This is a genomic window from bacterium (assembly GCA_024226335.1).
Lineage (GTDB): Bacteria > Myxococcota_A > UBA9160 > SZUA-336 > SZUA-336 > JAAELY01.
The window spans coordinates 1-26,050 of the sequence record JAAELY010000494.1 but is presented as its reverse complement, the minus strand read 5'-3'; the positions used below and the strand labels follow the sequence as shown (position 1 = coordinate 26,050).

The window sequence follows — 26,050 nt, the reverse complement described above, 5'->3', positions numbered from 1 at the left end:
TTCGATCTCTGAGCTTCGCGCCAGAAGGCCCTCTCAGGTCAGATACCAGTCTTCTCCGTAGAGCCGCGCTCCCAGTCTGCGTGCCACCGCTTGCGATGCTCGATTGTCCCATGACGTGCTGTACAAAGCCGTGCGCCCAGTGTTCTGAATGGCTCGCGCCCAGCACGCAGTGACTTCGACGGCGAGTCCACGACCCCGGTATTCCGGACGAGTTTCCACGCCGGCTTCCGCGGCACGGGTTGCTGCGCGCGCGGAGTGACACAAGGCCGCAGGTTCTCCTCCCACAAAGGCAAAGGCCATGGGTTCTTGCGGATCGATTTCGTCATCGGGTTTCCATGTCGGGAACGCCGCCAGGTACTCGCGTATCCGTTCGGGCGGGGCTTCGCGTGCGCGTGGGAACTCGGGGAGGGCGTCCGGCAGTGCGTAGGCTGGACCGCGGTGCTCGAAGGTGATGGGTGAAAGAAGTTCCCAGGCGTGCTCGCGGCAGGTCGGCGGAAGCGCCGGGTCGAGTTCGGCTGCTCGAGGCTCAGCTTCGCACAGATCCTTCAAGCGATCATAGAGGGTCGAATCGACGTCTTCGCGAACTGCCCAGATATGGGTTCCGGGAGAGTCGGTTTCAATAGAGCGACCCAGAAAGAGGCGCGGCACCGGACGGGCGTCGATGGCTCTCGTATTCGTGAGCCGACCGCGAGAGTTGCAGACTAGCAAGGTATCGAATTGAAGGGCGATCAGTTGGGCCATTTCACTCGTAGTCGAACACGCTGTCGTCGAGATCGATTGCGGGAATCTCGACCCTTTCCGCCCAGTAGTCCTGAGTGTGCTGCCACTCGCGCGTGTCGCCTCGCTTCGGCAGCAAGTGCATCTTGCGCATCATGTAACCCGGATTGAAATTCTCCGGGTCCAGCCAGGGCAGCAGTGGCATGCTCTCGTCTTCCGTCCGGAGCTTCGGCGTCACCCGTTTTGCGCCTACCGCATCCATGTGATTGAGAAGTCGACACACGAAGTCCGCGAGCAGGTCGACCCGTAGCGTCCAGCTCGCCCGGAAATAGCCAAAGATCCAGAGCATATTGGGCACACCGGTGAACATCATGCCGCGGTACGTGACGGTGTCGGAGAATTCGAGTGACTTGTCGTCGATGCTGAAATCAATGTCGCCCAGCACGTTGAGATTGAAACCGGTCGCAGTGATGATGACATCGGCTTCGAGCAGCTCGCCCGACTTCAGCAGGATTCCCTTTTCGCTGAAACGCTCGATCTCATCAGTGACCATAGAAGCTTTGCCCGATGTAATTCCCGCGAAGATATCGCCATCGGGCACGAAGGCGATGCGTTGCCTCCACGGTCGATAGGTGGGCGTGAAGTGCTTCTCGATGTCGTAATCCGGTTTCAGAAGGGCGCGAACGCCTTCGATCAACTCCTGTTTCACTTGCTCCGGTTCTTCGACCGCCCGACGCGTGAAGTCGGCCTGATCGTAGAGGATCTTCCGGCGCGTAATCTCGTGAATCCAGTCCTCGTCGACATCGAGTTCGCGCAACTGGTCCGCGAGTTCATTCTCATTGCGGCCCGGAATGAAGTAGGTAGGTGAACGCTGGAGTACGGTGACGTGAGAGCAATCGCCCGCGATTGCCGGAACGACGGTCGCCGCGGTCGCTCCCGATCCGATCACGACGACGTTCTTGCCCTTGTAGTCGAGGTCCTCGGGCCAGGTCTGTGGGTGAACGATGGAGCCGTGAAACTCCTCCATTCCCTCCCACTCGGGCGTGTAGCCTTCGGAGTGCCGGTAGTAGCCCTGGCACATCCAGAGGAAGTTCGCCCTGAAGCGAACCGGTTCGCCACTCTCCGCGTGATGGCCTTCGATCGTCCAGAGATTCTCCTCGCTCGACCAGTTCGCCGTGTCGATCCTGTGCTGATAGCGGATGTGCTGGGCGAGATCGTTTTCCTCGATGACCTCGCCCATATAGCTGAGGATTTCTTCCGCCGTTGCGATCGGCGGTCCGGTCCACGGCTTGAAGCGATAGCCGAAGGTGTAGAGATCGCTATCGGAGCGGATGCCCGGATAGCGGTGCATGAGCCACGTGCCGCCGAAACTCTCCAGGCCTTCGAGGACAACGAACTTCTTTCCCGGGCATTGCTGGGTCAGATGATAGGCCGCGCCGACTCCGGAGATTCCGGCACCGACGATCAGGACATCGAAGTGTTCGGCACTCTGCGCCGCAGCTTTCGCTTGGGTTTCCGCGCTCGTCATGGTTCGGGGCTCCCTTGGCGTCAATCGGGAAACAGGACGCTGATACTTTCGCGATTGTGAATGCGACGAATGGCTTCTGCAAACAGCGGGGCGACCGAAACCAGCTTGACGCGAGGGGAGAGCTTGACCGGTTGGGTCTCGACGGAGTCGGTCGTGATCAGTCGCTCGATGGGGCTCTGCTCGAGCCGCTCCATCGAACCCTTGGCAAACACTCCGTGGGAGACTGCCGCCACCACACGCCGCGCGCCCTTGGCCATCAACATCTCCGCGGCCTCGATCAACGTGCCCGCCGAGATCGTGAAATCATCCACGATCACGGCCGTGCGATCGGCGACTTCGCCGATGATGCCCAGCACCTCCGCCCGTTCGTCGTGCGCCTTTCGCTCTTTATCGGCGATGGCCAGTGGCGCGCCGAGTTCTGAAGCGAAGCGCCGCGCCTTCTTGGCGAAGCCGGCATCGGGAGATACGACTACGAGATCGCCCGAAGTCTCGGCCCGAATCGCATCGCATAATACGTTCTGTGCGTACAGATCATCGACCGGAATGCGGAAGAAGCCCTGGAGCTGTCCCGCGTGCAGATCGAGCGTGACGACGCGGTCGGCACCCGCTGCTTCAATCGCATCGGCGCAGACTCGCGCACGAATCGACACCCGGGGCTCGTCTTTCTTGTCGCCCTTGGCATAGCTGAAATAGGGCATCAGAACCGTCACAGACTCGGCGCTCGCGCGCTTGAGCGCATCGATCCAGAACAGGAGCTCCATGAACAGGTCATTGGCGGGAAAGACCGTGGACTGGACCACGTAGACCCGGCGCCCACGCACGTTCTCGTTGACGCGCACGAAGAGATTGCCCTCGGAGAAGTGGATGACTTCGCCCCGGGCGGGTTCGAGGCCGAGCTTCTCGCAGATCGCGGCCGTCAGGCGCGGGCTTCCGGACCCCCCAAAGATGCGGATTTCGTCTGCGTTCACGCGGACCATCCTAGCCCGGAATTGGACGGCGCGGGGGAACTCGCGGAGACTGGGCGCCCCGGCTCCGCTGAGTTTCCTATTTAACAGAATGCTCCTTATCGGAAGTTAAAGCGATGGGCGCCGGGTGGGCTGGGAATCCGTTCGGGCTGAGAACGTGGCTCTGAAGCCATCCTCCGCAGCCGTTTCCGGGCGTTTCTGCGTTCTTTCTAGACGATGACTCTCGGCGACAAGCCTCGGCGACGAGCTAGAATCGCTGCGTGACCCCTCGACTCGCAGAACTGTTCGAACTCGGCCGCCTGGATGCCGACGCGCTCGATGTACGCATCGAGGGCCGTGATCCGACCCTGCCGACGGCTTTCGATATCGGCGAAGCCGCAGCGGCTGCTCTTGGAGCTGTAGGCGCGGCCGCCGCCGAGTTTCACGCACTGCGCGGCGGCGAGCGCCAGTCCGTCCGAGTCGATGTGCGAGGCGCCGCGGCTTCGTTGTTGAGCTTTGCCCTCCAGAGCGTCGCCGGGGCTCCTACACCACGACCCGCGGGAAGTTTCGCCACCGTCGCCCAGTACCCCACGCGCGACGGGCGCTGGATTCACTTGCACGGCGGCTTTCCGAGATTGCGAGAAGGCGCGCTGAAATTGCTCGGCTGTGCAGACGACGCGGAAGCGATCGGCCGTGCAGTCGCGAGTTGGGATGCGCTCGCTCTCGAAGATGCACTCGCAGACGCCGGACTGTGCGGTGCCGTGGCGCGCACTGCCGACGAATGGTCTGCGCATCCCCAGGGCCAGTGGCTGGCTTCTCGGCCCGTAGTCGAGGTTCTTCGCATCGCTGACGCACCCCCTGAACGACCGCCGCTCGGTTCGCGGCCGCTCGCCGGATTGCGCGTGCTCGATCTGACCCGGGTTCTCGCGGGCCCGACTTGCGCGCGAACCCTGGCCGCGCACGGTGCCGAGGTCCTCAAGATCAGCGGCCCCGACCTGCCGTTCGTTGCACCGTTCGTGCTCGATACGGGCCACGGCAAGCGCTCTGCACATCTCGACCTGAACGATGTGCGTGGTCGTGAAGGACTCGCTGCGCTCGTCGCGGGCGCCGACGTGTTCTCCCAGGGATTCCGAGCGGGTTCGATCGAGCGGCGCGGTTTTGGAGAGTCGGATCTCGCACGACTGCGTCCGGGAATCGTGGCCGTTTCGATCAACTGTTACGGCAATGGGGGTCCCTGGCAGACGCGACCCGGATGGGAGCAACTAGCGCAGACCGCAAGCGGTATCGCGGTGGAGCAAGGATCGGCGGAATGCCCCGCACTGCTACCCGCAGCGGCCACTGACTATACGACCGGCTATCTGGCCGCGTTCGGCACCCTGATCGCTCTCGCCCGCCGCGCCGAAGAAGGCGGTAGCTGGGCGGTGCGCGCGTCTCTGTGTCAGACCGGCCGCTGGCTCCAGTCCGGACCGCGTGTCGATCCGTCGGGCGCGTCGGGTCTCGACCCAGACTCTCTGGCTGCGGAGTTCGTCGAGCGGGACACTCCCCAGGGTCGTCTGCGACATCTCGGACCGATCGTGCGTCTGTCGAAGACACCCGCCCGCTGGGAGCAGACCTCGGTGCCCCTCGGCAGCCATCCCCCGAATTGGCGAGAGGACGGATAGAGGGCTCAAGCCGGAGCCTTCGCAGCGCCGGAACTCAGCGAGTCGGCGACGACCCCGGGAAGACGATCGCGTCGCGGTTCTCGTCGAGGTAGGTCTTCAATCGTTCCAGCCCGCCGTGTAGTTCGTCGATCTCATTCGCCTTCCAGCCTCTGAAAAACTGATCTTGATCCGGCTCGAGCATCTTGATGAGCGCATCGCGTCGCCGCAAACCCTTCTTCGTGACGCGTAGCCAGCGCCTTCGCGAGTCATCGGGATCAATCCTCGCTGTGAGCAATCCGAGATCCAGCAAGCGCTTCGTGTTCTTGGTGATTCCCGGTTGTCGGGTTTCGAATGCAGCGGCCAGCTGCGTCACCGTCCACTCGCGCTCCGGGTCGTGACAGAAGTGGCGCAAGAGGACGAATTGCGGATAAGGCAGGCCAGCGTCTTTCAGGATGCGGTTGGCCCGGGTCCGCACGAGCTGCGCCACGACACCCGACCAGACCAGGATCTGCTCCCTCTTCGAGCGACGCCGCCGCATGCCGTCTCAGCGGGCCTCGAGGCGGAACAGCCAGGAAGCCTTGACGTGATCGTCGACTTCGATCTCGTACTTCGCGAGCAACGCAGCCCTGGCGGCCTCGAGTTCCTTCGGATCCTCGACGCGCACCGCTTTCAACTCGTAGACGTTTCCGTCGGCGCGCAGACGCACGCGCGAATCGGTGAGCACGTTCTGAACCCACTCGCGTTCGGTGGGCTCGTCGGCTCCAAGAATCAAAGAAGTCGGAATGTAGAGCGCACCGGCATACACCCCGCACCAGGCATTGATCGAGTACGGATCCGCGGGATTCGTCTCCAGCTGGATTGTTTCGATCGCTCCGACCTCCGACCAGTTCGCGGCCGGACTCGTGTGAACATCTCCGGAGAGCCGACCGCCCGCAATCGGCCCGATTGGCCCGCACCCCAGGAGCAGCAGTACGAGAATTCCGCCCAAAGTCGCGTTCTTCATCCATGCCTCCGGTTCATTTCTCGAAAAATCTATCACATTCCCGTGAATGCAATTACATTCCAAGGAATCTTTTTGAAGAAAGCTCCCCGCCAGAAAGAACAGTTGAACTCCGAACGCACGGGTCGTAGGCTTGGCCGTCCATGCCTCATCCCTCACCAGCCATTCGCGTACACGTCGTCGCCGGGGGTTTTCCCCGCGGTTCCTGGGCAGGTCACGACATCGACTACGCCCGTTTGAGAATCCTGCAGATCCTGCAAGAGAACGAGCGGGTGAACGCCAGTGTTTCCAGTGACTTTTCAGAAATCGACAGTTGGCTGGCGAAGAGCAGCCTGCTCGTGACCTATGTCGCGGGCCCCTACCCCGACGATCAACAGGCCAAAATGCTTGCGGAATGGCTCGATGCGGGCGGACGCTGGCTGGCGTTGCACGGCACGAGTGGCGGCCGGGCAATACCCATCCCAGACGGAAGTCCCGGGCGAACGATGTCGAGAGCCCAGCATCATCAGGTCCTGGGAGCCTTCTTTCTCAACCATCCACCCGTTCGCAAGTTCCGTGTCGACGTCTGCGATCGCGATCATCCGCTGACCCGCGGCCTGCCCGCCTCCTTCGAAATCGCCGATGAACTCTATCTGATCGAACTCACCGCACCGGCAGAAACGCGCGTGTTGCTGTCGACATCGGATCTCGATGCTCAGAACCCGGCGCCGCGGGAATTTGGTTTTACCTATGGCGAGGACACATCCGTGGGAACCGACGGCCGGACTCGCGTGCTCGGCTATGTTCGGAAGCACGGCGCGGGGGCCGTCGCCTATTTCGCTTCGGGGCACTGCCACACGCCCCAAACCAATACCCAGCCCTTCGTCGACAAGAGTATCGATGCCGCGGGTAAAACGCCTCTGCATTTCCGGGGTCCCTGGGAGACAGAGGCCTTCGAACGCTTACTTCGCAACGGAATCGAGTGGGGCCTGGAAGCTGAACGGACCGGTTGAAACCGTATGAGCTTCTAGGCGCATGAATAGTTTCGGAGCAGTCACAGATTCGAATTGACAATCGATCGAATTGGCCCGAAAGGACAAGCATGAATACCGATCAGTTCGGAGAGAACAGTCAGGTCGTCGTCGACCTCGTCATCGAATTGATGTCGACTTGGGGCATCAGTGTGATCGGCGCAATCGCGCTTTTCATCATTGGGCGAATCGTGGCGAACTGGGTTCGCAAGAGCGTCACCCGAGTCCTGACGAAGGCGAATACCGACGCATCGCTGATCCCGTTCTTCGCGAGCATGGCCTACTACGTCGCGCTCGCCGTCGTACTCATTGCGGTATTGAACCTCTTCGGGATCGAGACCACCTCGCTGATCGCCGTCCTGGGAGCCGCAGGCCTGGCGATTGGCCTGGCCTTACAGGGAACGCTTTCGAATTTCGCGGCGGGGGTGATGCTGCTCATCTTCCGCCCGATCCGCGTCGGGGATTTTGTCGAGGTCGCTGGACAGGCGGGTAGTGTTGCGGAGATTTCGATCTTCAACACGCTGCTCAATACCGGAGACAATATTCGCATCACGATCCCGAACGCCCAGATCTACGGCGACACGATCAAGAACTACTCCTTCAACGACACCCGGCGCATCGACCTCGTAATGGGAATCGGTTACGGCGACGACATCGGCCGCGCAATCGAGATCATCGAGCGCGTGATCACTTCCGATTCCCGAACGCTCCGCGATCCCGCGCCGACGGTCGCAGTTTCCGAACTGGCCGATTCCTCGGTCAATCTGGTCGTGCGACCCTGGTGCACCAAGGAGGACTACTGGGGACTGCGCTGGGATCTCACACGCGCGCTCAAGGAAAAACTCGAGGCCGGTGGCTGCAACATCCCCTTCCCGCAGAGAGACGTGCACGTACTCGAGTTTCCCGAAAAATCGGCCTAGCAGGCTGCTGAAAAAGCGTGTTCGAGGGGCGAGGCAATCGAGTCGGTCGGAAGCAACCCCCGCCAGACGTGCTCCGCGCGGTTCCGCCGAACGCCGCAGCGCTCTTTGGTGGCTCCGAAACGCCCGGCGGGGGTTGCTTCCGACCTCACCGTCGCGCTCCGACCCGTCATCGGGCCATCTCCAGATTCCTCAGACGGACCAGGTTGTACACGGCCGCAGTGAACACGATAGTGGATTGGTTCTATCAGGGAGACAGGGGTGCTATACTTCCTATTCGCAGCGTCGGGCCGGGTGACTCAATTGAGCCAGTCCCCGGGATTTCGGGTTTCTGGATTCAGCTTCCGTCTCAAGTAGAGTGTCCCAAGGTTCGGGGCGAGAGGAATCCATCGATCGGCCCGTGAATCCAGTGAAGGACCGAACACTCCAGACCGCCTGGCCCCAGGGAGCCGTGCATCGTGGCAGAGCCCGTCTCACTCGTCGTCCTTCTCGGTAGCGCTGCCGGTGCGCTCGCCAGCGGCGTGGCGGGCAACGAAGCCCACAGTCTGTTCCGGCACGCTCTGGACCGATTCGCCGACGAGTCGCTGGACGACAACGGTCTACCGCGGAACCACGACGTGTTCGCAGCCAGCGAGGACGCTCTACGTGAGGCGATACGCCTCCTTCTTTTGCAGCTCGAACTCGAGCTGGTCCAGCAGAAGCCCTGGATCCCCCGCCTAATCGACCTCGTACGCTCCGGCCAGCTGGGGCGCACGCCGTTTGTCGAGTATGGCGAGGATCCGTGCGGACGGTGGCTGGCAGTGGTCATCCGCGAATTGCCGAAGGTGACCTTCCGCGACCTGCACCTACGTGACCTCGACCTTGGCGAGGACCGGGTCCGGGCCTGCTTCGAGAAGGAGGGACTCGCAACCCTTTTTGGGGAGAGTGCGCACGATGCAATCCTTGGGTGGATAAAGCGCGCCGGAGAACAGTCCGGTGGATCGGAGCCCGCAAGTCTCGAGCGGTTCGTCCGGGATGGCTGGCCCGTTGGCGCGGGCAAGCGCCTCACTCTCATGCAGGCGTACGCTCTCTTCTTCCGCGAGCAACTGAAGCAACGACCCGAGGTGTTTCGGATCCTGACGATCGACTACCTCGCAGATGTCGCGAAGGATGTGAAGTCCCTTCCGGAACGGGTCAGGGACCTCTTCCGTCGCGAGTTCGGGGCTCTTGCAGGGCGACTGGACGAGGTGACGTTAGCACTGGGCGAATCCAATGCGGCGATCGAGCGGCTGCTGGCGGGTCGAATCGAAGCGCGTGCGGCCATCGCGTCCACGGCGCTCGATGAGAACGCGACGAGCCTTCAAGCGGATCTCCTGGACGCGCTGCGCAGTTATGAGAGTGCGTTCCGTGCCGCCGTGGATACGCTGCATCACATCCCGGTCCGTCGACCGGTGGTCCCAGCACTTCCCTCGCCGGGCCCAGAGGCGAATGACCTCGTGCTCCTGCACGCCAAGCAGCGCTCGATCCCTCTGCGCGGTCGTGACCGTGACTTGGCGGATTTGTGGCAATGGTTCGAGAGCGATGCCCCGGTCTCGGCCCGTTTGCTGATCGGCCGAGCGGGGGCTGGGAAGACGCGGCTCGCGTTCGAGCTGATCTGGCGCATCGCCGCCACCTACGGGAGCGAGTGTACGGCGGGCGTAGTCGAACGGACGGACCTGTTGGCGTACGAACGGAACCACGCATGGGCTGACTGGAGCTGGGAGAAACCGTCGCTCCTGGTGATCGATTACGCTCAACCGCTTTCGACATCGCTGTGCGGTCTGCTCAGGCGGCTCGCAGAAGTCGACCCCGAGAATCCCTCTCGGCCGAAGCTCCGCCTGCTCCTGCTCGACCGGTACGCAAGCGAACATTCTGGCTGGTTCAGCGATCTCCTGAATGACTACTCGGCGATTGCTGGTGGCCCGGTGTCGGCTTGCTTCGATCCACCCGTGCCCGTGCCCGTCACCGAGCTCGATACGACCGAAGTCCGGCTCGAGATGTTTCGGGACACGATGAATGCCCTGGCGCGGCTGCGCCGCAAGCCGCTCGCGCCCCTGTCACAGGAGGAGCGGGATGCGATCGAAGCCAACCTCGTGGCGGAGCGTTGGGAAGATCCGCTCTACCTGATGATGGCGGCTCTCGTTGCATCGGACGGCAGCGGGTTCGGGCGAGCGCTCGGGCTGGGTCGGACGGATCTCGCCCACGAGGTCGCGAGGCGGGAGGCACGGCGAATCTCCTCGTTCGTGCAGTCTGCGCCGGGAGATGACAAGGGGAAGCTGCTGTGCCACCTCGCGGCGGTTGCCACCATGCGCGGGGGCCTGTTGCAGGACGAACAGCTCGAGGCAGTCCAGGGTGAACTCGAGGCAGTGAGGAGAGAGTGGTCCGGCGGGACCGGGGCGCTTCGGGATGTGCTGCGGCTGGCGATGCAGGTTTCCGAGGCCGGAATGATTCCACCTATACAGCCCGACATCGTGGCCGAGGCGTTCACACTCGACCACCTGTGTGGTGGAGATCGTGCGGGTGCGGAAGCGGCTCTGCGTCGTGCCGCGGAGCTGGACCCCGGGCTCGTCTGTCGCCGAGTGTGCCATGCGATTCAGAACTTCGACTCCGTTGAGCCCACACGCGACAAAGAAACTCTGGGACGCTGGATGGCTGTCCTACTGGATGCGGCAATTGACGGTGCCGACGAAGTCCTCGACGCTCTCGCCGCTGCGATGCCGGAGTTCAGCCTGTCTCTCGCCTCGCCGGCCGTCGATGTGGCAAGACTCTTGGTGGAGCGGGCAAGGCGTCATCACCCTGTGTCTGAGGTAACAGAGGCAGAGGAGTCCCGCGCGACCCTGGCCAGCTCGCTCAACAACTACGGCACCAGGCTGAGCGCTGTCGGAAGCCGCGACGAGGCCCTCGAAGCCGCGCGCGAGGCCGTCGAAATCCGTCGCGAACTGGTGGATCGAAACCGCAAGGCCTACCTGCCGGACCTGGCAATGTCCCTTGGCGCGATGGGCACCGTGCTCACAGCTGCGGATCAATCGAGCGATGCCGCTGCCGCTTTCGCCGAAGGAGTCCGTTGCTTGACCCCTCACTTCCTGGCTCAGCCGGCTGCCTTTATTTCGCTGATCGCTGCACTCGCGAGGGACCATCTGCGAGCAGCCGAGCAGGCAGGCATTGAACCCGAGTACGAAGTGTTGGCGCCGATCGCGGAGCACCTCCAGCAACCGGGCGGCGACGACTGAGTGGCTCCGGTGAGCCCCGGCACCGCACTGGGCGGCGCGCGGTCGAAGCTCCCCCGGACACTCAGTCCTCGGTCTTCTCCCAGCGACCTTCCGCATCTCCGGTTTCCCTCGATCATCTTGAGGCCGTCGCAGCCCATCTCCAGCAGGGTGTCGACATAGCGGGCGAAGTGGGCACCGGCGTCGTCGGGTGCGATCAGTAGAGCAGATACGTCGAGCCCACCGAAGACGTAGACGCGCTCGGGAAAGCGGGCTTTCAGGTGTAGAGCATCCGGTACCAGGCTGAGCCTCTGGCGATCTGGGGTGCAAACCACGTTGAAGCGCGAAATGCCGAGTTCGTCGATGACCTGAACGAGTTCGGTTCCCAGGTCCATATGGGCAAAATGCACATGGCAGTCCGTGACAGGAAGATCCGCGAAGCCCGGCCCTGCAGCCCTATTTTTCATGATTTGCCCGGCTGTGTAGGGCAGATCCGCGTTTCTCGAAGCAGCGGGCGGATTTTGAATTTGACATGCATAATATCAAACCCGCAAAAGCGACATGCGCCAAACCGCGGGATGGATTTTACGCGTGTGTGATCTGTAGATTTGTCAGCTGTAAACTCAATCCGAACCCAGACTGGCCTCGATCTCTCCCATGGCCTCTTCGTAGCTCACCTTCGGTCGCCAGCCCAGTTCCTCGCGCAGCTTGCGCGTTTCGAAGCGATTGCTGTAGCCGATCAGATTGAGGAACTCGAAGGGGATGCTGGGCATTCCCTCCATGGCTTTGAGGTTCTCCGGATCCTCGTGTTCTCGGGCCGCGTCGATCAACGGTTCGAGCGGCGCTTGTGGCAGGGGTGATTTTCCGACCAGGGCCGCCAGATCGTTGAAATACCGCGCCCAGGTCACGTCCAACCCGTCGCAAGCGGTGTACACCTGCCCGACCGCCTTGGGTTCGGCCGCAGCCAGCAAAAATGCTTCCACGAGATTCGTCACATGCACGAGCCCGGCGTTGCCGGAGCCATCTCCTACGATTGGAAGCATGTCCAATCGGAAGAGACCCAGCAGACCATCGACCCACGGTCCGCTGCCGACGCCGTAGACATTCGCGGGTCGCACGACCGTCAGAGTCATGCCGCGATCCGACTGGTACTCCAGCGCCAACTTCTCCTGCGCCATCTTGGCGCGACTGTAGGCACCCTGGTACTTGCCGTGTTCGAGTCCTTCATGGCAGTTGAGGGTCTGAATCTGATGCCCGTATACGACGATGGAGGAAGCCAGGACCACCTTCGTGCCATTGGCGACCGCCGCGTCGAAGACGTTGCGACTCCCTTCGACCGTGACGTTCCAATGCACGTCGTAGGCACCCATCCCGACCACGGCCGCAAGATGGAACACTGTGCGAATACCCGACATGGCGGCTCTGACGTCTTCCGCCTTCGTGATGTCGCCTCGCAGGACTCTGACCTTGTCGGCCCAATGCTCAGAGATGGGTTCATCCGGCAGAGCGAAGCTGACCACTTCCCTGTCCAACTCGAGCAAGCGATCGATCAGGCGACGCCCGATGAAACCCGTTCCTCCCGTAACCAGAACTGGTCCGGCAATATCCAATAGCCCGTCTCCAATCAGCCGTTGCTAGAAAATCTCGAACAGGCCAGCGGCGCCCTGCCCGCCACCGATGCACATCGTGACCACGCCCCATTTCGCCTTGCGGCGCTGCCCCTCGAGCAGCAGGTGGCCGGTGCAACGGGCTCCGGTCATGCCGAAGGGATGGCCCACCGAGATCGAACCGCCATTCACGTTGTACTTCGCGGGATCGATGCCGAGTGTGTCGCGGCAGTAGAGGCACTGGCTGGCGAACGCTTCGTTGAGTTCCCAGAGGTCGATGTCGTCGACCTTCAGGCCCGCGCGATCGAGCAGACGGGGCACGGCGTAGATCGGCCCAATACCCATTTCATCCGGCTCACAACCCGCGACGGCAAATCCGCGAAACGCGCCGAGCGGCTCGATGCCGCGCTTCTTTGCCTCGCCGGCCTCCATCATCACGACCGATGCGGCGCCGTCGGAAAGCTGCGAGGCATTGCCCGCGGTAATGTAGTGTTCTTCGCCGCGCACCGGCTTGAGCTTCGCGAGGCCTTCGATGGTGGTGTTCGGGCGGTTGCACTCGTCCTTGGTGACGGTGTAGTCGACCTCCGAGGTCTCGCCGGTTTCCTTGTTCGTGACGATCATCCGGGTGTCCATCGGAACGATCTCGTTGTCGAAGATGCCACCGTCTTGTGCGGCGGCGGTGCGCTTCTGACTCTCGAGTGAGTACTCGTCCTGGTATTCGCGGCTGACTTTGTAGCGGTCGGCGACGATATCCGCGGTTTCGATCATGGGCATCCAGAGGCCCGGATACTGCTCCATCAGCGGTTTGTCGACCTGGAGAGTGAAGCCCTTGCCGGTCATGCTGTGGCTGATGGATTCAACGCCGGCCCCCACGACGATCGGTGAGCCATCGACGATGATGCGGCCGGCCGCGGTTGCGATGGCGTTAAGGCCCGAGGAGCAGTGACGACTGACCGTAACCCCGGTGGTCGTTACCGGGCAGCCGGCCTTCATCGCTGCGAGACGACCAATGTTATTGCCGGTCGTGCCTTGCGGAGTGCCGCAACCCAGAACGACCTCTTCCACCTCGGCCGGATCGATGCCGGCGCGTTCAATCGAGTGCTTGATCGCGTGGCCCGCCATGGCGGCGCCACCCGTGTTGTTGAATCCACCTCGATGGGACTTTGCGAGTCCGGTCCGCGCGGTCGAGACGATGACAGCTTCGCGCATGATCTGTTCCTCCTAAAATGGCTGCGGACAGTCGTCCGTCAGAGTTTGGATCCGACCCGATCGGGTCGGCAATTCGTTGATCGCGGACCAAAGGCCCATAGCATTCACTGCGATTTTGCGACGCGGACCAGTTGCTTGCCGAAGTTCTTTCCCGCGAGCAGTCCACGGAAAGCGGCCGGAGCACTTTCGATGCCCTCGGCGATGCTCTCGCGGTATTTCAGTTGGTCCTTCTGAATCCAGCCCGCCAGTTCTCGACTGCCCTCGAGCCATTCCTTGTGCCACTCCCCGACCAGGAAGAAGCGGTGCTCGGGAGGCTTCTCCATCGTCGCAAACAGGCTAAACGGAGTTTCGACGGCGGTGAGATCCTCTTCGCTGTTGTAGAGCGAGACGAAGCCGCAGATCGGCACACGAGAGCCATCATTCAATAGCTTTGCGACCGCACGGGTGACCGCACCGCCCACGTTCTCGAAGTAGATGTCGATGCCATCGGGACAAGCGGCCGTGAGGGCCTCGTCCATGGCTTCGGCCTTGTAATCGATACAGGCGTCGAATCCGAGTTCCTCGACGCAGTAGGCACATTTCTCGGGTCCACCGGCCACGCCGACGACCCGCAGACCGAGCAGTTTGCCGACCTGTCCGACGACGGAACCGACCGCACCCGAAGCGGCAGATACGACAAGAGTCTCTCCTGGCGACGGCTTGCCAACGCGTTGCAGCCCGAAGTACGCCGTGCGCCCGGGCATTCCGACGACACCGAGCCAGGCCGATAGCGGTACGAGACTTGTATCGGCGGGCAGAAGTGTGGAGGAGTCTCCGTCCACCACGATATGACTCTGCCAGCCCTGGTGAACCGTCACGGTATCACCGACCGACCAGCGATCACTCCTGGATTCGACGATCACTCCGGCACTTTCACCCGTGATCACCTCGCCGATCTTCAGCGGTTCGGCGTACGACTTGGTGTCGCGCATGCGGCCCCGCATATAGGGGTCGAGCGAGAGATAGTGAACCTCGACGAGCACCTCGCCCGCTGCGAGTTCAGGGACGGGACTTTCGCACAATTCGAAGCAGTCTTGCGTCGGTTCACCAACCGGTCGCTTCGCCATGACCCAATGTCGATTCACTCGCGCCGTCATGAAACCGTTCTCCTTGCGCAATACTTCGATCGCGCCCCGTCGTTCTTTCTCGACATTCTATCCCAACGGCTCCGATCCGTGGATCTGGCTAAGAACTCGCTTTTCCCAGATAGACGGAGTACTCGAACCCGTCCGCGAGCTTCAGCGTGGTCGATGCAAAGCCGTTTTGCGGATCCTGCATATGATCCACGTACGGGCGCAGGGATTTGCGGAAGGTGAAGATATTGTCGCCGAGAACGACCGCCCGCGTGCGGAGGCGTGGGGTCAGGAGTTTCACGAGCGGCAAGTAGAGTTCCTTCCACCCATCCATCAGCACGAGATCGAGCGGATCTGGTGTCTGCTGGAGTGTTTCCTGGGCGTCGCCGAGGCGGACGTCCACGAGATCGCCGAGGCCGGCTTCGGCCAGATTGGCCTGAGCCGTCGTGTGCTTCGCCGGTTCGATCTCGGTACCGATCACGAGACCACCGCCGTTATCGCGAACCGCGGCCGCGAGATAGATCGTCGAGATCCCAAACGAAGTCCCGTACTCGACAACGGTTCGCGCATCGAGCGCGCGCGCGGTGAGGTAGAGGAACCTGCCCTGCTCCGGACTGATCGGCAGGTACGCGTCCTTCATCGCTTCCGGGGTCAGGACCTCCCAGAGGCCCTTGCCTTGCGCGAAACCGGAAAGAAACTTCGGTGCCAGTTTGATGAACTGCGTAATGTCGCGCTTCGCCGCGGTGTGCAGTCGATCCAGAGTGTCGCGGACCGGACCGGTGTCGATGCTGGGGACCTCTGCCATGCTTCGATTCTCCTCAGGGAATCAGGAAGCACAACATTAGCAGGCTGCTAGGCCAATCTATGCACGGAAAGCAGATCCCGGGCAATGAAGAGGGACTGAGGCGCTTGCTTCAGTCGGCTTCGGAGGCCGCTGCGGGTGGCGCGGCCGGTGCAGCGGAACTCTTGCTCGTACGCTGTTCGAGCACGCGCATGCGCGTGAGCACGCCCACCTGCTCGGCCACTTCGGGTGAAACCGAAAGGACCTGCTCGTAGGCGGTGATTGCGCGCTCGTCCGCACCCGCGCGTTCGAAGTTCTGGGCGGCATTCAGGAATAGGAGCGCGCGCGCGGGATAGGCCTGGACCTCGGACGCGTACTGGTAGGCTTCCCCGGCCTCTACGTACTTGCCTCGCTCCTCGAGAGTGAATGCGCGCAGTCGCAGGGCGATGCCGCGACGCGGATCGTTCTTGTCGAGTTCTTTGGCGAGCCCGGTCAAGCGCGAATCAGCAGATTCGAAGCGACCCAGGTCGACCTCGTGTTCCGCCGCGCGAATGGTTGCCGCGATTGCGGCTTCACTACCGGAGCGCTCTTCGATCAGCGCGTCGAGCTGGCCGATCGATGCTTCGCGGGCGCGTTGGGCGACTTCCGGATTGGCCGGCTCGGGGATGTTCGACTGTGAAGGCGTCACGCCCATCGAGCGCGCGAAATCGAGTTCCACCTGCATCAAAGCGGTATGCGCTTCTTCAGCTGCGCTCTTCTGACTCTCGTAGATGCCAACGGCGATCAATGCGATCACCAGCAGACCGCCGCCAAACATTCCGATCATCTGGGCGTTGTCCTGGATCCAGCCAAACAGGTCGGCCATCGTGGCGTCGAGGCCGGTGAGTCGGGCTTCGGTGTCGCCGTGCTGTTGGTGGGGCGCAGTCATCTGAAAGTCTCCTCTGTCGGGATTCGCAACGCGGTCCAGGGCGCGGCCCCGACCCGGGAGGGTGTGAATTGGATCTGGAATCTTAGCGCTTCGGTCGACGGCTTTCGGGGGCTGAGCCCGATTCTTCACCGCGCCGGGCTCGGGCTCGCAGGCGCAGGCGTAGGGGGGCACTCCTGACGCCGAATTTCCGTCTGAAAAACGATGCGAGGTACTTCCGGTAGTTGTCAGCCAGAAGCTGCGGATCGTTCATGAAGACCAGAATCGTCATGGGGTGGCTCGAGGTCTGTGTGGCGTAGAAGAAGTGGGGGCGACGCCGACCGCGCATGGGCGGCGCGTAACTGTCCACCGCCTCTTCCAGGGCCTTGTTCAATTCCGCTGTCGGCACCGTGATCTCGAGCTCTGTCATCAAGTCGAGTGCCTGCGGCAGGATCTTCGAAACACCCGAACCGGTCTTGGCGCTCACCCTCAGGATCACCGGATCGGGCACGAAGCCGAGGCGCCGGTCGATCTGACGCTCGATCTCCCGGGCGCGCCGGGTCTCGGCGACCCGATCCCATTTGTTCAAGAGCAACACCACCGGGCGTCCTCGGTCCAGGCAGAGTCGAGCCAGCTTCAGATCCTGATCGGTGATGCCCTCCCCGGCATCGATCACGAGTAGCGCGAGATCGCCGCGCTCGAGCGAGCGCACCGACATGAGCGCACTGCCGCGCTCCACGCTGCGGGACCGCTTTGCCTGCCTGCGGATTCCAGCCGTGTCAATCAGGATGAGCCGGCGATCGCCGACCTGGATTTCCTGGTCCGTCGAGTCGCGCGTCGTACCCGGCTCGTCGGCGACGATGTTGCGCTCCTCGCCCAGCAGTCGGTTCAGCAGCGAGGATTTGCCGACGTTCGGCCGTCCGATGATCGCGAATCGGGGAACCCCGAGGTCGCGCTCGACCGGTTCCTCGCGCTCGGGAAGGCGCTCCGCAATGGTGATCTCCAGGTCGACCATGCCGCGCCTGTGTTCGGCGGAGGTCGGAATCACCGCATCGAAACCGAGCGCGTGAAACTCCGAGGCCTCGTCGTCTTGCTTGGGACTTTCGGACTTGTTCGCCACCACGATCACCTGCCGTCCGGCCCGACGCAGTAGATCGGCGATCTCCCTGTCCAGCGGCAGCAGTCCATCGCGCACGTCGACCACGAAGAGGATCACAGCGGCGTCTTCGAGCACCTGTTCGACCTGTGCCCGCACCGCTGCGGGGATTCCCTGTTCGGCTTCCGGGTCCAGGCCGCCCGTATCGACGAGCAGTACATCTCGCCCCTCGATCCTGGCGGCCGCGGCGATCCGGTCACGAGTGATCCCCGGACGATCTTCGACCAGCGCCCGACGGGTTCTCAGCAATCGGTTGAAAAGCGTGCTTTTCCCGACGTTTGCGCGCCCGATGAGAGCGACGACTTGAAGCTCTTGAGTACCCGTCTCCCGCATAGGGCCCTCACACTAACGGGTTTGACACTTGTTGCCATTTCAGCGACGCTCGGCTTGTTCGCTTCGCCTCAGGAGGGTTTCCACGATGCGCGTCCCGCTACGAATGATTTTGCTTCTGGTCGCCTTCGGGCTTCTTCTCGGGGCGACCCCCAGGACCGCCTCCGCGGATCCCTCGCAGCTATGCCGCTCGTTCTCCAGCATCCTGCTCGCGCCGACCGACCTGGTCTTCGCTCCCTGGATCGCAGCCCATGACGAGTACTACGGCCTGACCGAAATGGACGACGGGCTCGCCATGAAGGCCCTCACCTGGGCTCCCGGCTATGTCTGGCTCCTGGGTCTACAGGTGGGCGGTACGGCCTTTCGCCTGATCGGCGGCGTATTCGAGTTCCTGCCTGGACTGGTCACGTTTTTCCAGGAGGGTTCTCAGCCCGCGTTGTTCCGCAACCAGGACGAGACATGGGCGCTCTACAGGAATGACTTCGGGCCCTGTCCGGTTCGCATCGGATCCTCGTACCAGACGATCAACGAGAACTAGCCCCGTCGAGGAATTCGAGCGCGCGCTCCAGTAGCGCGTCCGGGGCCAGCCAGACCAGACCTGGTTCCGCGCGAAACCAGGTGCGCTGGCGCTTGGCATAGCGCCGAGTGGCCGTCGTGATGGCTTCGCGTGCTTGCGGTCGGTCGATTTCTCCCGCGAGCAACTGGCCGATTTCGCGATAGCCGATCGATTGCATCGACTTGAGTTCTCGCTCATAACCGGCCGACTGGAGGCACTCCACTTCCTCCACCAGTCCCGCTTCGAACATCTCGTCCACCCGGCGCGCCAGGCGCGCCCGTAGAGGCTCGCGGTCGATTTCGACGGCGAGCCACAGGACCTGGAACGGCTGGTCCGCAAAACCGTGCTCGGCGTGGGCACTCGAAATGGGAGAACGCTTCAGTTCCAGGACTTCCAGGGCTCGCACCGCACGGATTCGATCGTTGGGGTGGATCCCGCTCGCGGCCTCGGGATCGGCGGCTTCGAGCTTGGCGTACAGTTCTTCGCTCGCCAGCGCCTCGAGTTCAGAGCGAAGTCTCGGGTCGGCTTCCGGCCCGTCGATCAGCCCTCCGACGAACGCGCGTGCGTACAAGCCGCTGCCGCCACACAGGATGGCGCGCTTGCCGCGCGCCAGGACGTCTTGTGCCGCAGCACGCGCAATCGCCGCGTAACGACCGGCCGACATCGGATCATCGGGATCGACGACATCAATCGCGTGGTGCGGAACTCGTGCGCGTTGCTCGACAGAGGGCTTCGCGGTGCCGATATCCATACCCCGGTACACTTGCATCGAGTCGGCGCTGATCACTTCGGCGTCGCAACGGCCCGCCAGTTCGCAGGCCAGTTCGGTCTTGCCCGAACCCGTGGGGCCGACCAGGGCCAGAACGCGGGGACGCAGTTCCAAATCAGCGCCTCAGGAAACGCCGTTCCAGGTCGGCTTCATCCAGAATACTCACGAACGGTCTGCCGTGCGGGCAGTTCGGGAACCAGATCGTCTCGTCCAGCCCCCGAAGCAGCGCCTGGACCTCTTCGGGCTCCAGACGATCGCCCTTGCGCGTCGCAGAGTGACACGCCGCAGTGGCCAGGATGCCGTGTAGTGCCTGTTCCAGCCCGGTGCGTGAGGCGTCTTCGGATGGGTCTCGCAGCATCGCGGCAGTTTCTTCCAGAAGCTCGGAATAGTCGACCCCGGTGCGAGCCGCGAGGACAGCGGGCAGCGCGCGGAGGGTGACACGCGCCGCGCCGGTGAGCGTGGTCTCACCGAAGTCGATCTCGAAACCGGCATTTGCGAGTCCCTGTTCGGCTTCGGCCAGCGCACTGGCCGCACTGTGCGAGAGTTCGACGCGGATGGGCACGAGGAGGTTCTGTCGCTCCAGCTTCTTTTCGAACAACGACACTCGCAGGCGCTCGAAAAGCACGCGTTCGTGGGCAGCGTGCTGGTCGAGTGCCACGAGCTGTCCCTGGCGTTCGAACAAAAGGTAGGTGCTCATCGCCTGGCCCACGTAACGCAGTTCACGGAACGAGAACGGCGCAGCGCCCTCGCCCGCTGAGGGGGAGTCGAAGCCCGAGACCCGTTCGGCGTCCCCGTCGGCGGTGCCGAAAACCGTTCGCGCCAACCCGAATTCGCGCTGCTGCAGGAGCGGCTCGCGGCGAGCGTCGCTGATCGGCCGAAACTTCGAAGCGCCGCTTCCCTGCATCTGGGTCGCGCCCGCAACCCCCGGCCTTCCGTCAGCGCCCGGTCCCAGATCCAGTGTGCGGCGCACGTCCAGCGCCTGGCGCAGACTGCTCTTGAGCAGGCGGCGTACGTTTTGCGGATCGCGGAAACGCACCTCCTGTTTTGCAGGGTGCACGTTCACGTCGACTTCACCGGGATCGATGTTCAAAAAGAGCACGACGACCGGATGACGTCCGGGGGGCAAGGCATCGCGATAGGCTTCGCGCACCGCGTGCAGGAGCAGACGATCGCGCACGGGACGCGCGTTGACGTACACGTGGATATCGGCCGTCGTGCCGCGCATCACATCAGTCGGGCTGCAATAACCGGTCACTCGCATCGTCGGCAGTTCACCATCGACGGTCAGCAATTGCTGCGCGGCTTTGGCCGGCAGCACCGCCTTGAGGCGTTCACGCGGATCGGCCGTGGGGGGCAGTTGCAGCAGTATCTTCCCGTCGCGCTCCAGTTCGAATCTCACGTCAGTGCGCACCATGGCGATGCGCTCGATCAGGCGCACGATCTGCGTGGACTCGGTAACGGCGCTTTTCAGGAACTTGCGTCGCGCGGGTACCAGGCCAAAGAGTTCCGCAACCTCGACCGTCGTGCCTGGTGGGCACGCGACTTCGGCGACGCGCGAGATGCCCGCGCCCTCGCCTTCGAGTTCTACGCCGATGGGATCCGATGCTCTGCGGGTTCTTACGCGCACTCGCGCGACTGAAGCGATGCTCGGCAACGCCTCGCCCCGAAAACCCAGCGTGCCGACGGCGGCCAGATCGTCGGCGGTGCGCAGTTTGCTGGTCGCGTGTCGGTGAAAGGCCAACTCCGCATCAGCGCGCGACATACCCACGCCGTCATCGCTCACTGAGAGTCGGCGAATTCCCCCTTCTGAGATCGAAACATCGATTCGTGTTGCTTCTGCATCGAGGGCATTTTCGACCAGCTCCTTGACCACGGAGGCCGGACGCTCCACGACTTCACCCGCCGCGATCTGATTTATCAACTCGTCGGGAAGTATTTGAATATGGGGCATTTTTCCCTCTGTGCGGTAATCCCGCATCGGGTGAAGCAACGTCTGTTGGTGCAGCTGTGCACCCGCCCGTTTCTCAACATGCGGTTAAATTCCCTTGACAGGTAGGGACCCTGGGTCACCATCTTGCGTGCCAAGGGGGGGTATCGTATGTCAGGCTCGTCATCATTTGACCAGGTTGAAGGCCGTGGCTCGTCGGAGAGGTCCAGCAACGGAACCACTCAGACTAGCCGCAATCGTGGGGATCAGCTCGTAGGAACCAGCCGCGCGGTGAAACGCGCACTGGAGCAAATCGCCGTCGCTGGCCGAGGGCGTTTCGCCGTATTTGTCAGCGGCGAGGAAGGCGTCGAGAAAGAGCTGGTCGCGAAATTGATCCATCAAGCCAGCGAGTGGGCCACGGGCGAGTTCTTCGCCCTCGACGCCTCGCTGGTGCCCGAGACGCTCCTGGGGCGGGAGTTGCTCGGTTGCGAAGAAGGCGCGATCGCCTCGCTACCGGCCGCATTCGACGGAGCATTGCGTCGCGTGGCTGGGGGCACGGTCCTGTTGGACCATATTGCTTCGGTTCCCAAGGAACTGCAGCAAGCGCTTGCATTCGCACTCGAGGAGGGACGCTTCCGACGCATTGGAGGCTCGGAACTGCATCCGCTGGAATGTCGCTTGATTGCTTCGAGCACAGAATCGCTCGAAGCCCTTACCGCCAGCGGTCGCCTGCTGCCGGAACTTTCCGAGCGTCTGCGCCTGCTCGAGATCAGCATTCCGCCGCTGCGCGAGCGCAAAGAGGACATCCTGCCGATGGCCGCTCAGGTACTGAGCAGCGCGAGGGAGGAAAGCGAACGGGAACTGGGGCGTCCGTCACAGGTTCGCGGTTTCGCCCGCGAAGCTCTCGAGCGACTGCGCGAGCACAACTGGCCGGGCAACGAACGCGAACTGCGCGAGCAGATCCAGGCGGCAATGCGGTTGGTTCGCGGGGAAGAACTCGGACCCGAGGATCTTCTGCTCGGACTCGAGTCGACCGAAGAGATCCCCTCGTTCCGCGACGCCAAGCGGGCATTCGAGCGGGAATACGTCACGCGCGTGCTGCGACTCTGCAAGGGCAACATCAGCCGCGCAGCGCGCATCGCCAAGAAGGACCGCAAGGACTTCTACGATGTGATGCGACGCAACTCGATCAACCCGCAAGAGTTCCGGCTCTAGATCAATCCAGGATCCAGGGCGGCCCGCTCCCCCAAAGACGCCGGGCAGCCACTGGGTTCGAATCATCAAAGCGGCCTGCAGTCGCCGATTCGTCGGTCATTGCAGGCCGCTTCGCATTCAGGGATCGTTTTTGAAGATTCTTCTCTGAACAACCCGTTGCGTCGAGCCGTCCTTTTCCGAGAAAACCTGTGAAGGCGGAGAATCTACATGACGAGCGAGCGCAGTATTCGCGGGCACTGCCTGTGCGAAGGAATCCAGTTCGAGGTGAGCGATCTGGAGGGCCCCCTGGAACTGTGTCACTGCAGCCGTTGTCGACGCGGCTCGGGTGCGGCCTTCGTGGCGGGTATCTGGCTGAAGAGCGAGAACCTGCGCTGGCTCAGAGGACGCGAACTGATCAAGAGTTATGCGGCGCCAATCCTGAAGGCTCCGCCCCCCTATCGCAGGCACTTCTGTGGCACCTGTGGCTCCCCGGTGCCGAATCCGGATCCCGACTTCCACATGATTGAAGTCCCGGCGGGGCTGCTCGAGGAAGATCCCGGACTCCGCCCGGCCCACCACCTGTTGTTCGGTCCCAAGGCGCCGTGGTGGGAAATCCGCGACGGACTCCCCTAACTGGGCAGCGACGAGATTCGGGCTCTGCGCCAGAAGCTCTGGTTCGACGACGGCCGCTAGGGAATCTCTGCACAGGGAGGATTCGAGCGAGAAGCGGGAGTCGCCGCCTGAGCAAGAAGCGTGATCCAATCGCAGATCCGTAGATCTGCAGAGGGTCGCGCGACGCAGCGCAGGCGGATGCATCGCGCTTCGCAGCCGCAGCCTCCCTGTGCAGAGCTTCCCTAGTCCGCTTTCTCGAGGATGCGGAGAGCCGCCTGTTTGCCAGCTTCCACGCCCGGTTGATCGAAGGGATTCACCCCGTATAGAGATCCGGCCAGCGCTGTCTGCAACTGCTGGGTCATCAACAGCGCTCCGACGGCTTCGGGGTTGATGCGCTCCAGGAACATCTCGACCAGCGGGCGCTGCGCATCGCACAGGGCCTGGACCGTACCTTGAGCTTCGGCATCGAATACTTCTGACATCTTCGCACCGGCGATGACGGCGGGCTCCGCACCTCGCGAGATTTTCAGGTTCCTGCGCAGCTTTCTCACACGCACCACGGTGTAGAGCTTGTCGTCGGGGCCGTCGACATAGAGCTGAATCTGCGAGTGCTGATCTGTCGTTCCGCGCGCGACCACCGGCGTCGGACCGTTCCCTCCCTTGCCCAGACTTTCGGCCCATATCTGGGCGAACCAATGCCCGAGCGGGACCAGTGCATCGGAGTAGATCATCTCGACGTGGATCGGCCGTCCTTTCGCCTGCTGTAGATGGTGCAGCGCAGCGAGGCGCCCTGCGGGACCGAGCAAGGCATCGTCTCGGGCTTCCTGGAGCGCGCTGCGAGCTCCGGCGAGCACCCGTTGAACCGGTACACCGCAGAGCGCCGGCACGAGCAGGCCGCTGGAGGTGAATACCGAGAAGCGCCCGGACACGTCCGCGGGCGCGCGCAGGACGCGCGTCTGATAGCGATCGGCGAACTCGCGCAGGGTCCCGGATTCTCCTGTCGTGACCACGAAGTTCTTCCGGATCTGTGCCGGACTCGGCTTCCAGGCTTCGAGCAGCGCGTGGAGTTGTACGAGCGTCTCGAGCGTGCCACCCGATTTGCTGACCACGTGGACGAGTGTGTGCCTCGGGTCGAGTGTCTCGAGCAGTGCGGCAAAACTCTCGGGATCCACGTTGTCCGGATAGTGGAAACGCAAACCGGTTCGGGTCGAACTCGGCCTCTTGGAGCCCCGGGTCAGGGAACGTCGGCTCTGGAGGCGCTCGTTGTGCAGCGCGGGTAGCAGCGCTGCACAAAGCGACTGACCTCCGAGCGAACTGCCCCCGATGCCCAGTTGCACGACGTCGCGGATTCCGGCCGGCTTTGAGCGGATACAGGAGCGGATTTCTCGCAGGACGCCCACGTCCTCGATCACCCTCAGAAACTCGCCATCCGCGCCGGCGTCGAGTTTGGCCAGTGCCGCGCCGAGGCGCGCCCGATACCGCGCCAATTCCGCCTCGGTGACTCCCGCGTTTTCGAGCCGGACTTCCAACCGCGCCATCGATCTCCCTGGTATTCTATTGCGCGATGATAGCGGCCGTCGTTCAGATGACATCCGGTGTGGATCTGACCCACAACCTGGAACGCGCAGCGCACTGGATTGCCCGTGCAGCGCAGGCCGGGGCCGAACTGATCTCGCTACCCGAGAATATGCCGATCCTGCGCGAGGAAAACGATTCCGCACCCCACCCGTTTGCGCAGGACATGAAGGACGGCCCGGTCGTCCGCTTCCTTTCGGAACAGGCCAGGACACACGGAGTCTGGCTCGCCGGCGGCACGCTGCCCGAGCGCGTACCCGAAGACCCGGATCGCGTTTACAACACCGCCGTGTTGCACGCTCCGGATGGCGAGTTGTGCGCGAGTTATCGCAAGATCCACCTGTTCGACGTGGATGTGCCCGGCGCCGTGTTGCGTGAGTCGCGTGGGGCCGCCGCGGGCACCGAGGCGGTCGTCGCACACACCGTGCGGGCCGCGATCGGGCTGACGGTCTGCTACGACCTGCGTTTTCCCGAACTCTATCGAGAACTGGTCGCACGCGGAGCACAGATACTACTGGTGCCTTCGGCGTTCACCGTACCCACGGGACGGGATCATTGGGAGATCTTGCTGCGAGCCCGAGCTATTGAGAACCAGTGCTTCGTGCTCGCTGCGGGCCAGTACGGTGAACACAACTCGACGCGCCGTTCGTACGGCCGCTCGATGATCATCGATCCCTGGGGCGTCGTGCTGGCGACCGTTCCCGATGGCGAGGGCTTCGCAACCGCCAGACTCGATTTCGAGGCCCAGGCCGAGGTGCGTCGCCGACTCCCAGCGCTGGCTCATCGCCGACTCTGATCCCGGCCCACCGGCCCAGTATTTCACGGAGTTGCTCGCGGGCGCTAAAGCCCCCCGTACCGTCCGCCGATTTTGGAGACTCCGAAGTGTGCCTCTAGATGGGAGCAATGATTTGCGCGAAGCCTCGCTCATCGTGCGACGGGATGGACTCCCGGATCAATCTTTCGACATTCGCGACGCCGAAACCCTGATCGGGCGAACTCCGCGCAGTGACCTGCAGGTGGCCGACGAGGCCGTCAGCAGAGAGCACGCCGTCATCCTCTGGGAGGAAGGCGTCTTCACGGTCGAAGACCTGCAGAGCACCAACGGAATCCGCGTAAACGGCAAGCGCACGCGTTCGGCCGAGTTGCATCACGGCGACGAGATCGAGATCGGCCAGACCCGGATCCTGATGATCTTCCGCTAGGGAATCTCTGCACAGGGAGGATTCGAGCGAGAAGCGGGAGTCGCCGCCTGAGCAAGAAGCGTGATCCGATCGCAGATCCGTAGATCTGCAGAGGGTCGCGCGACGCAGCGCAGGCGGATGCATCGCGCTTCGCAGC

23 protein-coding genes are annotated in these 26,050 nt (G+C 62.9%); 9 read left to right on the top strand and 14 right to left on the bottom strand.

The genetic code is table 11. The features are described from left to right. Positions 1-33: 33 nt before the first annotated feature. From GY725_23910 to GY725_23900, 3 genes are read right to left on the bottom strand one after another with little or no spacing between them, the layout of a single operon-like run. A complete protein-coding gene (locus tag GY725_23910; protein ID MCP4007241.1) occupies positions 34-741 on the bottom strand; it encodes a GNAT family N-acetyltransferase in 708 nt (235 codons plus the stop codon). A 1-nt stretch (position 742) separates the two neighbouring features. Further along, the gene (locus tag GY725_23905; protein MCP4007240.1) at positions 743-2,245 is read right to left on the bottom strand and encodes an NAD(P)/FAD-dependent oxidoreductase; all 1,503 of its coding nucleotides are present in this window, start codon (positions 2,243-2,245) and stop codon (positions 743-745) included. Positions 2,246-2,265: 20 nt separating this feature from the next. Next, on the bottom strand, positions 2,266-3,213 hold the full coding sequence (locus tag GY725_23900; protein ID MCP4007239.1) for a ribose-phosphate pyrophosphokinase: 948 nt from the start codon (positions 3,211-3,213) through the stop codon (positions 2,266-2,268). 257 nt (positions 3,214-3,470) lie between these two features. On the opposite strand from GY725_23900, the gene GY725_23895 reads away from it, so the two are divergent. Next, positions 3,471-4,850, top strand: coding sequence for an acyl-CoA hydratase (locus tag GY725_23895; protein MCP4007238.1), 1,380 nt, complete (start codon positions 3,471-3,473; stop codon positions 4,848-4,850). A 34-nt stretch (positions 4,851-4,884) separates the two neighbouring features. Here GY725_23895 and GY725_23890 read toward each other — a convergent pair whose 3' ends face one another. Both GY725_23890 and GY725_23885 read right to left on the bottom strand, forming a co-directional pair. Continuing rightward, entirely contained in the window at positions 4,885-5,367 is a 483-nt protein-coding gene (locus tag GY725_23890) for a winged helix-turn-helix transcriptional regulator (protein MCP4007237.1), read from the bottom strand. 6 nt (positions 5,368-5,373) lie between these two features. Continuing rightward, positions 5,374-5,832: a hypothetical protein gene (locus GY725_23885; protein MCP4007236.1), complete on the bottom strand. Its 459-nt coding sequence runs from the start codon at positions 5,830-5,832 to the stop codon at positions 5,374-5,376. 140 nt (positions 5,833-5,972) lie between these two features. Here GY725_23885 and GY725_23880 point away from each other — a divergent pair, with 140 nt between their 5' ends. From GY725_23880 to GY725_23870, 3 genes are all read left to right on the top strand, one after another. Continuing rightward, positions 5,973-6,821: a ThuA domain-containing protein gene (locus GY725_23880; GenBank protein ID MCP4007235.1), complete on the top strand. Its 849-nt coding sequence runs from the start codon at positions 5,973-5,975 to the stop codon at positions 6,819-6,821. Between the two features lie 149 nt (positions 6,822-6,970). Next, positions 6,971-7,759 (top strand): mechanosensitive ion channel, encoded by a 789-nt coding sequence (locus tag GY725_23875; protein ID MCP4007234.1) that lies wholly within the window; start codon positions 6,971-6,973, stop codon positions 7,757-7,759. Between the two features lie 455 nt (positions 7,760-8,214). Then, positions 8,215-11,004, top strand: a complete 2,790-nt coding sequence (locus GY725_23870; protein ID MCP4007233.1) for a tetratricopeptide repeat protein — start codon at positions 8,215-8,217, stop codon at positions 11,002-11,004. Positions 11,005-11,603: 599 nt separating this feature from the next. Here the strand turns inward: GY725_23870 and GY725_23865 are convergent. The 6 genes from GY725_23865 to der form a co-directional block, all read right to left on the bottom strand. Continuing rightward, positions 11,604-12,590 carry an NAD(P)-dependent oxidoreductase gene (locus tag GY725_23865; GenBank protein MCP4007232.1) on the bottom strand — a complete coding sequence of 329 codons (987 nt, stop codon included), beginning with the start codon at positions 12,588-12,590 and terminating at the stop codon, positions 11,604-11,606. A gap of 24 nt (positions 12,591-12,614) precedes the next feature. Next, complete coding sequence (locus tag GY725_23860) at positions 12,615-13,796, bottom strand: acetyl-CoA C-acyltransferase (protein ID MCP4007231.1); 1,182 nt, start codon at positions 13,794-13,796, stop codon at positions 12,615-12,617. Between the two features lie 104 nt (positions 13,797-13,900). Then, entirely contained in the window at positions 13,901-14,932 is a 1,032-nt protein-coding gene (locus GY725_23855; protein MCP4007230.1) for an NADP-dependent oxidoreductase, read from the bottom strand. 88 nt (positions 14,933-15,020) lie between these two features. Then, entirely contained in the window at positions 15,021-15,713 is a 693-nt protein-coding gene (locus GY725_23850; protein MCP4007229.1) for a methyltransferase, read from the bottom strand. Between the two features lie 109 nt (positions 15,714-15,822). Next, positions 15,823-16,617 (bottom strand): hypothetical protein, encoded by a 795-nt coding sequence (locus tag GY725_23845; protein ID MCP4007228.1) that lies wholly within the window; start codon positions 16,615-16,617, stop codon positions 15,823-15,825. An 82-nt stretch (positions 16,618-16,699) separates the two neighbouring features. Continuing rightward, positions 16,700-18,082: a ribosome biogenesis GTPase Der gene (gene der, locus GY725_23840; GenBank protein ID MCP4007227.1), complete on the bottom strand. Its 1,383-nt coding sequence runs from the start codon at positions 18,080-18,082 to the stop codon at positions 16,700-16,702. Positions 18,083-18,167: 85 nt separating this feature from the next. Here der and GY725_23835 point away from each other — a divergent pair, with 85 nt between their 5' ends. After that, complete coding sequence (locus tag GY725_23835; GenBank protein ID MCP4007226.1) at positions 18,168-18,617, top strand: hypothetical protein; 450 nt, start codon at positions 18,168-18,170, stop codon at positions 18,615-18,617. Here GY725_23835 and miaA read toward each other — a convergent pair. Both miaA and mutL read right to left on the bottom strand, forming a co-directional pair. Further along, positions 18,604-19,518, bottom strand: coding sequence for a tRNA (adenosine(37)-N6)-dimethylallyltransferase MiaA (miaA, locus tag GY725_23830; GenBank protein MCP4007225.1), 915 nt, complete (start codon positions 19,516-19,518; stop codon positions 18,604-18,606). The two genes, GY725_23835 and miaA, sit on opposite strands and share 14 nt — an antisense overlap. Position 19,519: 1 nt before the next feature. Next, positions 19,520-21,355, bottom strand: a complete 1,836-nt coding sequence (gene mutL / locus GY725_23825; GenBank protein ID MCP4007224.1) for a DNA mismatch repair endonuclease MutL — start codon at positions 21,353-21,355, stop codon at positions 19,520-19,522. A gap of 267 nt (positions 21,356-21,622) precedes the next feature. On the opposite strand from mutL, the gene GY725_23820 reads away from it, so the two are divergent. Both GY725_23820 and GY725_23815 read left to right on the top strand, forming a co-directional pair. Further along, the gene (locus GY725_23820; protein ID MCP4007223.1) at positions 21,623-22,546 is read left to right on the top strand and encodes a sigma-54-dependent Fis family transcriptional regulator; all 924 of its coding nucleotides are present in this window, start codon (positions 21,623-21,625) and stop codon (positions 22,544-22,546) included. Positions 22,547-22,753: 207 nt separating this feature from the next. Continuing rightward, complete coding sequence (locus GY725_23815; GenBank protein ID MCP4007222.1) at positions 22,754-23,158, top strand: GFA family protein; 405 nt, start codon at positions 22,754-22,756, stop codon at positions 23,156-23,158. Between the two features lie 221 nt (positions 23,159-23,379). On the opposite strand, the gene GY725_23810 is transcribed toward GY725_23815, so the two are convergent. Next, positions 23,380-24,675 (bottom strand): glucose-6-phosphate isomerase, encoded by a 1,296-nt coding sequence (locus tag GY725_23810; protein ID MCP4007221.1) that lies wholly within the window; start codon positions 24,673-24,675, stop codon positions 23,380-23,382. Between the two features lie 26 nt (positions 24,676-24,701). Between GY725_23810 and GY725_23805 the strand changes: the two genes are divergently transcribed. Together GY725_23805 and GY725_23800 are read left to right on the top strand one after the other, a co-directional pair. After that, positions 24,702-25,508, top strand: a complete 807-nt coding sequence (locus GY725_23805; GenBank protein ID MCP4007220.1) for a carbon-nitrogen hydrolase family protein — start codon at positions 24,702-24,704, stop codon at positions 25,506-25,508. An 88-nt stretch (positions 25,509-25,596) separates the two neighbouring features. Further along, positions 25,597-25,914: an FHA domain-containing protein gene (locus GY725_23800; GenBank protein ID MCP4007219.1), complete on the top strand. Its 318-nt coding sequence runs from the start codon at positions 25,597-25,599 to the stop codon at positions 25,912-25,914. Positions 25,915-26,050: the final 136 nt, after the last annotated feature.

Excerpts from the sequence above, each read along its gene's own strand:
- GY725_23890 (MCP4007237.1), bottom strand. The coding sequence starts at position 5,367 with ATGCGGCGGCGTCGCTCGAAGAGGGAGCAGATCCTGGTCTGGTCGGGT.
- GY725_23880 (MCP4007235.1), top strand. The coding sequence starts at position 5,973 with ATGCCTCATCCCTCACCAGCCATTCGCGTACACGTCGTCGCCGGGGGT.
- mutL (MCP4007224.1), bottom strand. The coding sequence starts at position 21,355 with ATGCCCCATATTCAAATACTTCCCGACGAGTTGATAAATCAGATCGCG.
- GY725_23815 (MCP4007222.1), top strand. The coding sequence starts at position 22,754 with ATGACGAGCGAGCGCAGTATTCGCGGGCACTGCCTGTGCGAAGGAATC.
- GY725_23805 (MCP4007220.1), top strand. The coding sequence starts at position 24,702 with ATGATAGCGGCCGTCGTTCAGATGACATCCGGTGTGGATCTGACCCAC.
- GY725_23810 (MCP4007221.1), bottom strand. The coding sequence starts at position 24,675 with ATGGCGCGGTTGGAAGTCCGGCTCGAAAACGCGGGAGTCACCGAGGCG.
- GY725_23855 (MCP4007230.1), bottom strand. The coding sequence starts at position 14,932 with ATGACGGCGCGAGTGAATCGACATTGGGTCATGGCGAAGCGACCGGTT.
- GY725_23875 (MCP4007234.1), top strand. The coding sequence starts at position 6,971 with ATGTCGACTTGGGGCATCAGTGTGATCGGCGCAATCGCGCTTTTCATC.
- GY725_23860 (MCP4007231.1), bottom strand. The coding sequence starts at position 13,796 with ATGCGCGAAGCTGTCATCGTCTCGACCGCGCGGACCGGACTCGCAAAG.
- GY725_23845 (MCP4007228.1), bottom strand. The coding sequence starts at position 16,617 with ATGACTGCGCCCCACCAACAGCACGGCGACACCGAAGCCCGACTCACC.
- der (MCP4007227.1), bottom strand. The coding sequence starts at position 18,082 with ATGCGGGAGACGGGTACTCAAGAGCTTCAAGTCGTCGCTCTCATCGGG.
- GY725_23905 (MCP4007240.1), bottom strand. The coding sequence starts at position 2,245 with ATGACGAGCGCGGAAACCCAAGCGAAAGCTGCGGCGCAGAGTGCCGAA.
- GY725_23835 (MCP4007226.1), top strand. The coding sequence starts at position 18,168 with ATGCGCGTCCCGCTACGAATGATTTTGCTTCTGGTCGCCTTCGGGCTT.
- GY725_23910 (MCP4007241.1), bottom strand. The coding sequence starts at position 741 with ATGGCCCAACTGATCGCCCTTCAATTCGATACCTTGCTAGTCTGCAAC.
- GY725_23885 (MCP4007236.1), bottom strand. The coding sequence starts at position 5,832 with ATGAAGAACGCGACTTTGGGCGGAATTCTCGTACTGCTGCTCCTGGGG.
- GY725_23850 (MCP4007229.1), bottom strand. The coding sequence starts at position 15,713 with ATGGCAGAGGTCCCCAGCATCGACACCGGTCCGGTCCGCGACACTCTG.